Source organism: Burkholderia sp. AU27893 (assembly GCF_002223205.1).
Classification (GTDB): Bacteria; Pseudomonadota; Gammaproteobacteria; order Burkholderiales; family Burkholderiaceae; genus Burkholderia.
Genome location: NZ_NKFD01000002.1, coordinates 89,131 through 102,277, shown reverse-complemented (window position 1 = coordinate 102,277; position 13,147 = coordinate 89,131). Strand labels below are relative to the sequence as shown.

9 protein-coding genes are annotated in these 13,147 nt (G+C 68.3%); 5 read left to right on the top strand and 4 right to left on the bottom strand.

The annotated features are described in order from the left end of the window. Nucleotides 1–17: 17 nt before the first annotated feature. The gene (locus tag CFB47_RS13535; protein WP_089456669.1) at nt 18–872 is read right to left on the bottom strand and encodes a sulfurtransferase; all 855 of its coding nucleotides are present in this window, start codon (nt 870–872) and stop codon (nt 18–20) included. A 216-nt stretch (nt 873–1,088) separates the two neighbouring features. Here CFB47_RS13535 and dnaE point away from each other — a divergent pair, with 216 nt between their 5' ends. The 3 genes from dnaE (at nt 1,089) to CFB47_RS13520 (ending at nt 7,372) form a co-directional block, all read left to right on the top strand. After that, nucleotides 1,089–4,619 carry a DNA polymerase III subunit alpha gene (gene dnaE / locus CFB47_RS13530; protein WP_089461453.1) on the top strand — a complete coding sequence of 1,177 codons (3,531 nt, stop codon included), beginning with the start codon at nt 1,089–1,091 and terminating at the stop codon, nt 4,617–4,619. A 307-nt stretch (nt 4,620–4,926) separates the two neighbouring features. Next, nucleotides 4,927–6,018, top strand: coding sequence for a glycosyltransferase family 9 protein (locus CFB47_RS13525; protein ID WP_089461452.1), 1,092 nt, complete (start codon nt 4,927–4,929; stop codon nt 6,016–6,018). A 175-nt stretch (nt 6,019–6,193) separates the two neighbouring features. Then, a complete protein-coding gene (locus CFB47_RS13520) occupies nt 6,194–7,372 on the top strand; it encodes a glycosyltransferase family 9 protein (protein WP_089456666.1) in 1,179 nt (392 codons plus the stop codon). A 141-nt stretch (nt 7,373–7,513) separates the two neighbouring features. Here the strand turns inward: CFB47_RS13520 and CFB47_RS13515 are convergent, their stop codons facing one another. The 3 genes from CFB47_RS13515 to CFB47_RS13505 all read right to left on the bottom strand — a co-directional run bounded on the left by CFB47_RS13515 (nt 7,514) and on the right by CFB47_RS13505 (nt 10,645). Further along, a complete protein-coding gene (locus CFB47_RS13515) occupies nt 7,514–8,794 on the bottom strand; it encodes an O-antigen ligase (protein WP_089461451.1) in 1,281 nt (426 codons plus the stop codon). A 135-nt stretch (nt 8,795–8,929) separates the two neighbouring features. Further along, nucleotides 8,930–9,772 (bottom strand): glycosyltransferase family 2 protein, encoded by an 843-nt coding sequence (locus CFB47_RS13510; RefSeq protein WP_089461450.1) that lies wholly within the window; start codon nt 9,770–9,772, stop codon nt 8,930–8,932. Nucleotides 9,773–9,892: 120 nt separating this feature from the next. Continuing rightward, nucleotides 9,893–10,645: a glycosyltransferase family 2 protein gene (locus tag CFB47_RS13505; RefSeq protein WP_089440701.1), complete on the bottom strand. Its 753-nt coding sequence runs from the start codon at nt 10,643–10,645 to the stop codon at nt 9,893–9,895. Nucleotides 10,646–10,869: 224 nt separating this feature from the next. Here CFB47_RS13505 and msbA point away from each other — a divergent pair, with 224 nt between their 5' ends. Both msbA and CFB47_RS13495 read left to right on the top strand, forming a co-directional pair. After that, nucleotides 10,870–12,621 (top strand): lipid A export permease/ATP-binding protein MsbA, encoded by a 1,752-nt coding sequence (msbA, locus tag CFB47_RS13500; RefSeq protein ID WP_256946701.1) that lies wholly within the window; start codon nt 10,870–10,872, stop codon nt 12,619–12,621. Nucleotides 12,622–12,727: 106 nt separating this feature from the next. Then, nucleotides 12,728–13,108: an RcnB family protein gene (locus CFB47_RS13495; protein WP_089461448.1), complete on the top strand. Its 381-nt coding sequence runs from the start codon at nt 12,728–12,730 to the stop codon at nt 13,106–13,108. Nucleotides 13,109–13,147 lie beyond the last annotated feature (39 nt).

Sequence of the window (13,147 nt, the reverse complement as noted above, 5' to 3'; positions counted from 1 at the left end):
CGCGGGGCAGTGCGCGCTTACGCGGCGCTGGCCGCCGGTGCGCAGGCCGGGCACGACTTGCCGGGCACGTAGCTCGGCGACTGTTGCGCTTCCGGCGTGACGACCGCGCGGCACGCGAAGCACGTGACGTTCTCGGTGGGCTGGAGCTGCGGATTCAGCGCGGTGCGGTAGTCGAACACGAAGCAGTCGCCGTGATAGTGCGCGCCGCCGACTTCCTCGAAGTACTTCAGGATCCCGCCTTCGAGCTGGTACACGTTCTCGATGCCGATTTCCTTCATGTGGATCGCGGCTTTCTCGCAGCGGATGCCGCCCGTGCAGAACGACACGACCGTCTTGCCTTCGAGGTCGGCGCGGTTCTGGTCGATCACTTCGGGGAATTCGCTGAACTTGTCGATCCGGTAGTCGAGCGCATCGTCGAACGTGCCGACGTCGACTTCGAAGGCGTTGCGCGTGTCGAGCATCACGACCGGGCGGCCCGTGTCGTCGTGGCCGCGATCGAGCCACGTCTTCAGCGTGCGCGCGTCGACGAACGGCGCGCGGCCGAGCTCCGGCTTGATCGCCGGCTTCTTCATCGTGATGATTTCGCGCTTCAGGCGCACGAGCATCCGGCGGAACGGCTGCGAGTCGGACAGGCTCTCCTTGAACTGCAGCGTCGCGAACTTGCCTTCGAACAGCGGATCGTGGCGGATGTACGCGATGAACGCGTCGGCGGCTTCGCGCGTGCCGGCGATGAACAGGTTGATGCCTTCCGGCGCGAGCAGGATCGTGCCGCGCAGGCCGAGTTCGTTGCAGCGGGCGGTGACGAGCGGGCGCCATTGCTCGTTCGCGTCGAGCGACACGAAGTGGTAGGCGGCGAGGTTGACGATGGTCATGATGGTCCGACGGGAAAACGGCCGCACGGCGGCCCGCAAAAAAGGGTGCGAAGCCGGGGCGTGGATTCGAAAAACCGTATTATCCCGCAAACCGCGTCCGTGCCGGCACCCTGCCGTTTGGCCAGCCATGCGACGGGCGGTCGCGCGCATCGGCCGAACGGCTAGCGCGGGGATTTTTTGGGCAGCCTGCGCGGCGGGGCGGCTACAATAGCGCCCATGTCAGATCCTCGCTTCGTCCATCTTCGCGTTCACTCCGAGTTCTCGATCGCCGACGGCATCGTGCGCATTGACGACATCGTCAAGGCGGCGGCCGCGGACGGTCAGGGCGCGCTCGCGCTCACCGATCTCGGCAACGCATTCGGTCTCGTCCGTTTCTACCAGGAAGCCCGCGGCAAGGGCATCAAGCCGATCGCCGGCTGCGACGTCTGGATTGCCAATCCGGACGACCGCGACAAGCCGTCACGGTTGCTGCTGCTCGTCAAGGACAAGGTCGGCTACCTGAATCTGTGCGAGCTGCTGTCGAAGGCGTGGCTCACGAACCAGTACCGCGGCCGTGCGGAACTCGACGCGAGCTGGCTCGACGGCGAGCGCTCGCAAGGGCTGCTCGCGCTGTCGGGCGCGCAACAGGGCGATATCGGGCTCGCGCTTGCCGCGGGCAATGAAGAAGCCGCGCGCCGGCACGCCGAGCGCTGGGCAAAAGTGTTCCCGGGCGGCTTCTACATCGAGCTGCAGCGTTACGGCCAGCCGGGCGCGGAGGCGTACATCCAGCAGGCCGCGACGCTCGCCGCGGCGCTGAAGCTGCCGGTCGTCGCGACGCACCCGACGCAGTTCATGACCGACGACGATTTCACAGCGCACGAGGCGCGCGTGTGTATCTCGGAAGGCGACATCCTCGCGAACCCGCGGCGCCAGAAGCGTTTCACGACCGACCAGTATTTCCGCACGCAGGACGACATGGTCGCGCTGTTCGCCGACCTGCCGTCGGCGATCGCGAACACGGTCGAAATCGCGAAGCGCTGCAACCTGAAGCTCGAGCTCGGCAAGCCGAAACTGCCGCTGTTCCCGACGCCGGACGGCATGTCGCTCGACGACTACCTGGTCCAGCTGTCGAAGGAAGGGCTCGAGACCCGTCTCGCGCAGCTGTATCCGGTCGAGGCCGAGCGCGACGCGCAGCGCGACACTTACTACAAGCGCCTCGAGTTCGAGTGCGGGACCATCACGAAGATGGGCTTCCCGGGCTACTTCCTGATCGTCGCGGACTTCATCAACTGGGCGAAGAACAACGGCGTGCCGGTCGGTCCGGGCCGCGGCTCGGGTGCCGGTTCGCTGGTCGCGTACGCGCTCGGCATTACCGACCTCGACCCGCTGCGCTACAACCTGCTGTTCGAGCGCTTCCTGAACCCGGAACGCGTGTCGATGCCCGACTTCGACATCGACTTCTGCCAGCACGGCCGCGACCGCGTGATCCAGTACGTGAAGGAGAAGTACGGCGCGGACGCCGTGTCGCAGATCGCCACGTTCGGCACGATGGCCGCGAAGGCGGCCGTGCGCGACATTGGCCGCGTGCTCGACCTCGGCTACATGTTCACCGACGGCATTGCGAAGCTGATCCCGTTCAAGCCGGGCAAGCACGTGACGATCGCCGACGCGATGAAGGAAGAGCCGCAGCTGCAGGAGCGCTACGACCACGAGGACGAAGTGCACCAGCTGCTCGATCTCGCGCAGCGCGTCGAGGGCCTCACGCGTAACGTCGGGATGCACGCGGGCGGCGTGCTGATCGCGCCCGGCAAGCTGACCGATTTCTGCCCGCTGTACACGCAGGGCGATGACGGCGGCGTGGTCAGCCAGTACGACAAGGACGACGTCGAAGCCGTCGGCCTCGTGAAGTTCGACTTTCTGGGCCTCACGACGCTGACGATCCTCGACTGGGCCGAGCGTTACATCCGCCGCCTCGATCCGTCGAAGGCCGACTGGTCGCTCGCGCAGGTGCCGCTCGACGATCCCGCGTCGTTCCAGATCCTCAAGAAGGCCAACACGGTCGCGGTGTTCCAGCTGGAAAGCCGCGGGATGCAGGGCATGCTGAAGGATGCGCAGCCCGACCGCTTCGAGGACATCATCGCGCTCGTGTCGTTGTATCGTCCGGGCCCGATGGACCTGATCCCGAGCTTCTGCGCACGGAAGCACGGCCGCGAGAAGGTCGAGTATCCGGATCCGCGCGTCGAACCCGTCCTGAAAGAGACCTACGGCATCATGGTCTATCAGGAGCAGGTGATGCAGATGGCGCAGATCATCGGCGGCTACTCGCTCGGCGGCGCGGACTTGCTGCGTCGCGCGATGGGCAAGAAGAAGCCCGAGGAGATGGCCAAGCACCGCGAGATCTTCGCCGAGGGTGCGGCGAAGAACGGCCTCACGCGCGAGAAGTCCGACGAGATCTTCGACTTGATGGAGAAGTTCGCGGGCTACGGCTTCAACAAGTCGCACGCGGCCGCCTATGCGCTGCTCGCGTACTACACCGCGTGGCTGAAGGCGCACCATCCGGCTGAATTCATGGCGGCCAACATGACGCTCGCGATGGACGACACCGACAAGGTGAAGATCCTGTTCGACGATTGCGTCGTGAACAACCTCGTCGTGCTGCCGCCGGACATCAACGCTTCGCATTACCGCTTCGAGCCGGTCGCCGAAGCCGACGGCAAGCGCTCGCGCACGATCCGCTACGGCCTCGGCGCGGTGAAGGGCAGCGGCCAGAACGCGATCGAGGAAATCCTGCGCGCCCGCGAGGAAAAGGCGTTCATCGACCTGTTCGACTTCTGCGAGCGGATCGACCGGCGCATCGTCAACCGCCGCACGGTCGAGGCGCTGATCCGTGCCGGCGCGTTCGATTCGCTGAACACGAACCGTGCGCAGCTGATCGCGTCGGTGCCGCTGGCGATGGAAGCGGCCGATCAGGCCGAGGCGAACGCGATGCAGGCCGGTCTGTTCGACATGGGCGCCGAGTCGCCGCACGCGCATGCGCTCGTCGACGAGCCCGCGTGGGACGACAAGCGCCGCTTGCAGGAAGAAAAGGGCGCGCTCGGCTTCTACCTGTCCGGCCACCTGTTCGACGCGTATCGCGACGAAGTGCGCCGCTTCGTGCGGCAGAAGGTCGGCGACCTGAAGGAAGGGCGCGACAAGCTCGTGGCCGGCATCATCGCGTCGCTGCGCACGCAGATGACCCAGCGCGGCAAGATGCTGATCGCGCTGCTCGACGATGGCTCGGGCCAGTGCGAGATCACGATCTTCAACGAGCAGTTCGAGGCGAACAAGGCGCTGTTCAAGGAAGACGAGCTGCTGATCGTGCAGGGGCAGGCGCGCAACGATGCGTTCACGGGCGGCATCCGCTTCACGGCCGATACCGTGATGGATCTCGAGCGTGCGCGCAGCCGCTATGCGCAGGCCGTCCGGCTGACGATGAACGGCAACGCCGACGCGGCCGCATTGCGCCGCGTGCTCGAGCCGCACGTGTCGAAGGACGATCCGGCGGCGAACGTGGTCGAAGCACCGGCGCCGCGCGGCGGCGGGCGCGATGGCGGTCGTCGCCCGCAGGCGCCGCTGCCGAACGGGCTTGCGGTCCAGGTCCACTACAGCAACGCGCGGGCACAGGGTGAAATGCGCCTCGGCGACGCATGGCGCGTGAAGCCGAGCGACGTGCTGCTCGCGGAGCTGCGCGCGACGTTCGACGGCAGCGTCGTCGAAATCACGTACTGATCGCGCCTTCACCGAACGGCTGTCGCGCCATGCGGCCCGTCGCATCGCCATCGTGCGGTGCGGCGGGCCGTTTTTGCAGGTTCACGCAAGCGGGTCTTGGGCTCGCCATCCGGACGCTATACAATCCGGCGCTAGCCGCACGAACGCGGCGCTGACCGCCGCTTGTCCGGCGGATTGCGCCGGTATCGCGCACAAAAGCGGGGGCGGATCCGTGCGGCGAGCGGTGATAGGCGACCAGGCCGTCCGGGAACCGGATGCCGTGAAATGGCTGGTCGCGACGACCAAAACTGACAGTCCCCACTTGACCATGGCCAAGGTGAACCCGACGCAGCGGATCCTCGTGATCCGGATCGATTTTCTGGGCGACATGCTGTGCACAACGGCGTTTCTCCGCGCGCTGAAGGAGCGCTGGCCCGGCGCGGAACTCCATGTGGTCGCGAACCGCTACAACGCGGCCGCGCTGGACGGAAACCCGGACGTCGACGCGATCCACACCTACGTCTATAGCCGTCAATGCGAGCGCAACGACCGTCCGGGACGGATGCGCGCGTTCTTCGACCGGCTGCGGCTGGTGCGTCGCCTGCGTCGCTTGCGGTTCGACCTCGTGGTCGTGCCGAACGGCGGCATGCATCGCAGCAGCATGCAGTTCGCGCGCCAGATCGGCGCGAAGGATTGTCGCTGGCACGATGCCGAGACGGAATTCGACGATCGCAAGCCCGAGCATGTCGCCGAGCGGCCGATGTGCCACGAGGCGTTGTCGGGTTTCCGGCTCGTACCCGAACTCGGCCGCGTCGACGTCGACCGCCTCGCGTTGTCGGTTCATCCCGACCGCGCGCTGCAGGACGCGTGGTACCGGCTGCTCGGCGCACGCACGAAGCCGCGCGTCGGGTTGTTCGTCACGAACAAGGCGGTCGAGCGCCGCTGGCCGGCCGATCGTTGGCGCGACCTCGCCGCGCGTCTCGCGCCGCATGCCGACGTGATCGTGTTCCGCGACCCGGCCGTCGGCCATGCCCCCGAGGACGACTCGTGGCGCGACGTGTGCGCCCGCCATGTCGCGCCGTCGTCGGTCGCCGAGCTGGTGGCCGCGGCGAGCCTGCTCGATGTGATCGTCTCGGCCGACAGCGCCCCCGTGCATCTCGCGTCGGCGCTTGGCGTGCCCGTCGCCGCGCTGTTCGAGGACCGTCCCGAGAAATACCTGCGCTGGCATCCGCTCGGTGTGCCGCACGTGATCCTGCGCGCCGGCGCGACCGTCGACGCGATCGGCGTCGACGCGGTCGAGCGGGCAGTGAATCACCTGCTGCCGCAGGCCACCCATCGCGACGAACCGTTGGCAGACGCCGTACCCGCGCAGCCGGTGGCTGCCGCAGCGACGCCGGTGGTCATGACCGTCGCTTCGTAGCGCCACGGGTATCGCAGGCACCGCGTACGCCACCGGCCCGCGGTGCGCCCGCCGCGCCGCACCGCGTGAGCGGGGCCGCATCAGGCTGACCGGACGGCCGATTCGCCATGTCGCGCCGGCTGCTGCAAAATCCTGTACATTGCCAGCCTTGTTCAGCCAGCCAGACACACCCGCCGTGGCCCTGTTTTCTTCTGCCCGCCCGCCCAGAACCATTCTCGTTGCCGCGCCGCGCCGTATCGGCGATGTGCTGCTGACGACGCCGCTCGTCCGTTCGCTGAAGGCCCGCTGGCCTGAAGCGCAGATCGACATGCTGGTGTTTCGCGGCACCGAAGGCGTGCTCGAGCACAATCCGGACGTGCGGCGCGTGATCGTCGTCGCGCAACGCGCGGGCTTCCGCGAGCGGCTGCGCGACGCGCTGTCGATGTGGCGCCGCTACGATCTCGCGTGCGCGGCACTGAGCTCCGACCGGCCGCGCTTCTACAGCTGGTTCGCGGGCCGCAAGCGGGTGGGCCTCGTCGATCCGAACCGCGTGACGTGGCTTACGCGGATGATGCTGAACGGGATCGCGATCAATCACCACGAATCCGCGCATACGGTCGTCAGCACGCTGGCGCTCGCCCCCGTGATCGGCATCGAGCCGGTGTCCGAGGTCGTCGCGCCCGGCATCGGCGACGATCCGGCGCGGCGCGCGCGCTTCGACGCGTGGCTGGCCGAATCGCCGGCGATCCGCGCCGGCAAGCCGCTGGTCGTGCTGCATCCGTATCCGATGTTCCGTTACAAGCAATGGCGGCTCGACGGCTGGGTCGAGATGATCGGCTGGCTGCGCGAGCAAGGCTTCGCGGTTGCGCTGTCGGGCGGCCCGGCCGACAGCGAACGCGAGTATGCGGCGCAGGTCGCGGCTGACGCGGGCGGCGACGTGCTGAACCTGGTCGGCCGCCTGACATTCGGCGAAAGCGCCGAACTCGTGCGGCGCGCACGGCTTTTCATCGGGCCCGACACCGGCGCGACGCACGTCGCGGCCGCGACCGGCACCGACACGATCGCGCTGTTCGGCCCGTCCGACCCCGTGCGCTGGGGGCCGTGGCCGCAGCACTGGCCGGCGACCGAGAATCCGTGGCCGCTGCATGGCTCGGGGCGGCACGGGAACGTGTGGCTGCTGCAGGGGGAGGGTGATTGCGTGCCGTGCCGGCACGAGGGCTGCGAGCGCAAGGTCGACAGCCACAGCGACTGCCTCGTCAATCTCGGTGCGCAGCGCGTGAAAGCCGCGGCGGCCGAGATGCTCGGGCTGAATCCGCCGGGCCCGGCCGAAACGGTCGTCGATACGTCGCGACTGCGCCGCACCGGATCCGACTGACGCGCGGGCGACGCGCGTTTTCCGCCGGTTCCCGGCGGCTTGTTTGGCGACGTGCCAGCCGCCCGGCCCGTTTCCGTCGACGATCGATCGTGAAGAGCGCCGCGGTGGCCGAAGCCGGCCGCCAGCGCAGGCCGCTGCGCGTTACGCGCTGCGCCGGATCGCCGACGTTTCGCGCGGCAGCGCCTCGGCGCGCTCGCCGCAGCCGAGCAGGATGCCGGCCAGCAGCACGATCAGGTGCCCTTCGGCGAAATCGAGCAGCAGCGAATTCGCGAGACTGCCGATCGCGAAGATCGCGAGCCAGCCAAGCAGCAGGTGCCGCGAGCGCGGATCGAGCGTGCGGCTGCCGCGCGCGATCTGCACGATCAGGTTGACGAACAGCACCAGTCCGAGCGTGCCGAGCTGCACGGCCATCAGCAGGTATTCGTTGTGCGGGTTCGACGTGAGCTGGCCTTCGGCCGCCGTCTTGCCGGCCGTGAGTCGCTCGAATTCGGATTCGAGGCCGCCCGCGCCGTAGCCGATCACCGGGCGCTGGCGATACAGTTCGAGCCCCTTCTTGTACCACTCGAGGCGCAGCCCGGTCGACGTGGCCGCGTCGCTCTGCCGGTATTGCTGCACTTCCGTCACGACCTTCGTCAGCCGGCCGTTGTGAACCGTGCACGCGGCGATCACGAGCGCGATGCCGGCCAGCACGAACACGCCGGCGGCGAGCCCCGCGCGCAGCGCCGATTGCCGGCGCAGCAACAGCACGAAACGCACGGCGACGACGAGGATCAGCAGCAGCGCGATGACCTGCCCGGTGCGACCCTGCAACATCACGAACACGTTGACGAGCGACCACGCGGCGACGCCCGCATACGCGGCGCGCGACAGCGCCGTGCGGGCTGCCAGCGCGAGATCGGCCGCCTGGTAGAACAGCAGCGCGCCGAACATGCCGGCGGCGATGTGATTCTTGAACACCCAGGCGCGTGACAGCGGCAGCTCGGTCGCGTGCGCGGGCCCGATCGCGGTCAGGCCGAGATAGTTGGTGGTCGACAGCAGCAGGACCACGCACAGCGTGCCGAACCAGCAGCGCCGCACGATCGGCGCCCAGTTCGAGTGGCGAAAGGCGAGCACGGCGAACGGCAGCAGCAGCAGCTTGTCGTACTTGGCGACCCAGTTCCACGCCTTGTTGTGCGGCGCGACCGTATAGGTGACGCTGGCGGCCAGCGCGGCCAGGATCAGCAGCGCGGCGAGCGAGGCCGGGTCGGTGACGAACGAGCGCAGGTCGCGCCAGAATTCGGGGGAAATCACGAGCGCGGCGGCGAACAGCCCGCAGGACACGTTGGTCAGCGCGGTCGAGACGGGCACCATGCAGAGCGCGGCGACGGCGAATGCGCGGGCGGCGGTCAGGCGCCGCGAGGCGGGAGCGGAAAACGAAAGCATCGGAACCTGTCGAATGGACGAATGCGGCTTGCGTACGTCGTGCTGCGCGCCGCGCGCCCCGGTGGGAGATCCGGGACGAACGGCGCAGAGTATACGCGAAGCAGCGCGCGTTTCCGTGTCGTTTTCGGGGCGCGATCAGCTGAACGCGCGCTTGATCCGCGAGCGCAGCAGTGCGCGCTTCAGGCGGCCTTCCACGGCCGGCGTATCGAGCGCGACGCGCGTGCCGGCCAGCTCGCCGCGATGCAGGTAGTGGCGGTCGAACGTCGCCTGGGTCATGCCCCATTTGTTCAGAAACTGGCGCCGACCATCGTTCTTGACGATCTTGCCCGTGCTCTTTTGCTGGAAGTGGTAGACGAGGCTGTCGCCGACCCCGATGAAGATCCGGCAGCCGGCATCCCAGAATTTCATCGAGAAGTCGTTGTCGCTGCTCATGCCGGGCGACAGCTCGCTGCTGTAGCCGCCGATCCGGTTCCACCAGTCGCGGTGCACGAGCGTCGGCGGCCAGGTCGAGCCCAGCCAGTCCGCGCGCACGAGCTTCGGCGCTGCCGCGACGAGGCCCGCCGCGTCGAAATGTTCGGCGTCGCGGCCGAAGTTGCTGACCACGACGCACGGGTTGCGCGTGTCGACCGGCTCGACCATCGTGCCCGACAGCATGAAGAGGTCGGTCGGCATCTGTTCGATGCGGCGCACGAGCGCCGTGTCCCAGCCGGGGCAGCAGAACATGTCGTCGTTCATGTAGACGACGTAGTCGCGCGTGGCGCGCGCGGCAGCCCAGTTCACCGCGTGGCAGATGCCGATGTTGGTCGGCGATGCGGTGTGCTCGATCCCTTCGCTGCGCACCCAGTCGAGTGTGCCGTCCGAGCCGTCGTTCACGTGCACGATGATCTGGTGGTCGTACGCCGAGTGGCGGCGCAGGCTGTCGACGACGAGCTTGAGGTACGGCAGGTTGTTCCAGGTCGGAATGATGATGGAGAACATGGCGGTCGGATTCGGTAGTCGTCGTGGCGGGCGCCGTGTGGCGCCGCCGGTCGGGCGGGCACGCGCGGCGCGGGCAGCCCGGCATTGTAACGCCGGGCCGGCTCCCTGCCGGGCCGGCGCTCAGCGGGCCCGTTCGTGGCCGAGCTTCAGGAAGCGGTAGTACACGGTTTCCGCGTTGAACACGGCGATCATGAAGCCGGCGCGGCCGTCGAGGAAGCCGCGGCGCAGCACGTAGGTGCGCACGAACGCCCAGGCGCCGCGCGCGAGCGCCTTGCCGAAGCCGCCGCGCTGGCCGGCCGCGCGGCGCTGGCGCGCGCCGGCCGTCGAATAGGCGTCGAGCTTGCGCACGACGGTTTCGAAATCCTCGTACGAGTAGTGCATCAGCTTGCCGGACAGCCGCAGCGCGGCGCCGTCGAACACGAGGCGCTCGTGCACGAGATCGTCCGAGAAGCGCGCGGCGCCGCGCCGGAACAGCCGCGGGATCCAGTCCGGATACCAGCCGCTGTGATGGATCCACTGGCCGCAGAAGCTCGACAGGCGGTCGACCGCATAGACCTGCGCGGCCGGCGCGCGGATCGTGTCGCGGATCGACTGCGCGAGTTCCGGCGTGACGACTTCATCGGTATCGAGGGACAGGATCCAGTCGGTGTCGAGCGCGTCGAGCGCGCGGTTCTTCTGCGGGCCGAAGCCGGGCCAGTCGCGCTCGACGATCACGCGCGCGCCGTGCGCCTGCGCGATCGCGACGGTATCGTCGGTGCTGCCGCCGTCGATGACGACGACGTCGTCGGCGAACGACAGCGCGGCCAGGCACTGCGCAAGCCGCGCGGATGCGTTGAGGGCGATGAGGGCGACGCCGAGGGAGGGTTCAGCCATGAAATCGTCGGAAAAGGCGGAGAAAGCGGTGAGCGGCAGTATACCCGCGGCCCGGCCGCCGCCCGCAGCGGCCATGACCGTGCCGGCCGGGGCGGTGCGGCTATAATGTTGAGCCCTTTTCGGCACCCGCCCGACAGGGCGACATCCCGGGCGGCCACGTCCGGGCGCCGCATCGCGGCTCAAGAAGGATTGCCTTGGAAACCCAGAACACTCTTCGCAAACCGATGGACGGCACGGGCACCTCGCCCGTGACGGTCCTCAAGCGCCTGTGGCCGTACATCCGGCCGCTGATCGGCATCGTGGTGCTCGCCGTGATGACGATGGGCGTCGTCGCGGCCACCGAGGCCGGAATCCCGGCGCTGCTCAAGCCGCTGCTCGACCACGGCTTCGGCTCGCACGGCAGCGACCGCGCGAAATGGTACGTGCCGATGGCCGTGATCGGGCTCGCGCTCGTGCGCGGCGTGTCGCAGTACACGTCGAATTACCTGCTCAACTACGTATCGAACCGCATCCTGCTGCAACTGCGGCTCGAGATGTTCCAGCGAATGCTGCACACGGGCGCGTCGTTCTTCCAGCGCGAGACCGCGAGCACGGTGATCAACGCGATCGTGTTCGAGGTCAACCAGATCCTGTCGGTGCTGACCGGCGTGATGGTCACGCTCGTGCGCGATTCGCTGACGGTGATCTTCCTGCTCGGCTACCTGTTCTACCTGAACTGGCGGCTCACGCTGATCGTTGCGGTGATCCTGCCGGGCATCGGCTGGCTCGTCAGCAAGATCAACCGCCGCCTGCGCCGCCTGAACCGCGAGCACCAGACGCTGACCAACGAGCTGTCGTACATCGTCGAGGAGACGGTCGGCGGCTACAAGGTCGTCAAGGTGCACAACGGCGAAGCGTACGAGATGGACCGCTTCACGCAGATGAGCAAGCGCCTGCGCGGCTACGCGATGCGCATGACGATCTCCGGCGGCCTCGCGCAGCCGCTCACGCAGTTCCTCGCGTCGATCGCGCTCGCGGTCGTGATCACGATCGCGGTCGTGCAGTCGTCGAACGACCAGACGACGGTCGGCGGCTTCGTCGCGTTCGTCACGTCGATGCTGCTGGTGATCTCGCCGCTCAAGCACCTGATCGACGTCAACCAGCCGCTGCAGCGCGGGATGACGGCCGCCGAACTGATCTTCGGGCTGATCGACGAGCCGGCCGAGCCGCAGGGCGGCGGCCGGCCGCTCGCCCAGGCACGCGGCGACATCGAGTTCCGCAACGTGACGTTCGACTACGGCGCGGCCGAGCGGCCGACGCTCGACCGCATCTCGTTCAAGGTCGCGCCAGGTGAAATGATCGCGCTCGCGGGCCCGTCGGGCAGCGGCAAGACGACGCTCGTGAACCTGCTGCCGCGCTTCTTCGACCCAACCGACGGGGCGATCCTGGTCGACGGCGTGCCGGTGGCCGACTACGACCTCCACGCGCTGCGCGGCCAGATGGCGATGGTCAGCCAGGACGTCGTGCTGTTCAACGACACGATCGCCGCGAACGTCGCGTACGGGCAGACGCCCGACCGCGCCCGCGTGCAGGCCGCGCTCGAGGCCGCGAATCTCGCCGATGCGGTCGCCGCGATGCCCGATGGGCTCGACACGCTCGTCGGCGGCAACGGGATGCGGCTGTCCGGCGGCCAGCGGCAGCGGCTCGCGATCGCGCGCGCGATCTACAAGGATGCGCCGATCCTGATCCTCGACGAAGCGACGTCGGCGCTCGACTCGGAATCGGAACGCCACGTGCAGGCCGCGCTCGAGCGGCTGATGGAAGGCCGCACGACGCTCGTGATCGCGCACCGGCTGTCGACGATCGAGCGCGCGGACCGCATCCTCGTGCTCGAGGCCGGCAAGATCGTCGAAGAGGGCAGCCACGACGAATTGCTGCGCCACGGCGGCCTCTACGCGCACCTGCACCGGATCCAGTACCAGCAGCAGGCGGCGTAACGCGCGGTCACATGCGCGGTCATGTGGCCCCGCGATACCGTGTGCTAGTCTTCATCGGGCAGTTCGAGTCGTTTCGTTCGACGTGACAACACGGAGGGAAGGCACGATGAAGAAGATGCACGGGATGCTGCTGGCCGCGCTGATCGCGGCGGGTTTCGCCGCGCCGGCCGCGATGGCGCAGGACCACGACCACCACGACGACCAGGGCGGCCATGGCATGCAGCGCGGCCACGGCCCGAAACACATGCCGCCCGGCCAGATGCGCCATGAGGACGACGTGCCGCCGCGCTGGGCCGACCAGCCGCGCCGCGAATGGCACAAGGGCGACCGGCTTCCGCCCGAGTTCCGCGATCGCCAGTACGTGATCGACGACTGGCGCGGCTATCACCTGAGCCCGCCGCCGCGCGGCTATCAATGGGTCGGCGTCGGCGGGGATCACCTGCTGGTGCAGATCGGGTCCGGCATCGTGCTGCGGATCGGCGACTGACCTGGCCGATCGCCCGGCACGGATCGCGATGCCGCGATG

Coding starts and splice junctions, on each gene's coding strand:
- CFB47_RS13515 (WP_089461451.1), bottom strand. CDS start 8,794: ATGCTTTCGTTTTCCGCTCCCGCCTCGCGGCGCCTGACCGCCGCCCGC.
- CFB47_RS13510 (WP_089461450.1), bottom strand. CDS start 9,772: ATGTTCTCCATCATCATTCCGACCTGGAACAACCTGCCGTACCTCAAG.
- CFB47_RS13535 (WP_089456669.1), bottom strand. CDS start 872: ATGACCATCGTCAACCTCGCCGCCTACCACTTCGTGTCGCTCGACGCG.
- CFB47_RS13525 (WP_089461452.1), top strand. CDS start 4,927: ATGGCCAAGGTGAACCCGACGCAGCGGATCCTCGTGATCCGGATCGAT.
- dnaE (WP_089461453.1), top strand. CDS start 1,089: ATGTCAGATCCTCGCTTCGTCCATCTTCGCGTTCACTCCGAGTTCTCG.
- msbA (WP_256946701.1), top strand. CDS start 10,870: ATGGACGGCACGGGCACCTCGCCCGTGACGGTCCTCAAGCGCCTGTGG.
- CFB47_RS13495 (WP_089461448.1), top strand. CDS start 12,728: ATGAAGAAGATGCACGGGATGCTGCTGGCCGCGCTGATCGCGGCGGGT.
- CFB47_RS13505 (WP_089440701.1), bottom strand. CDS start 10,645: ATGGCTGAACCCTCCCTCGGCGTCGCCCTCATCGCCCTCAACGCATCC.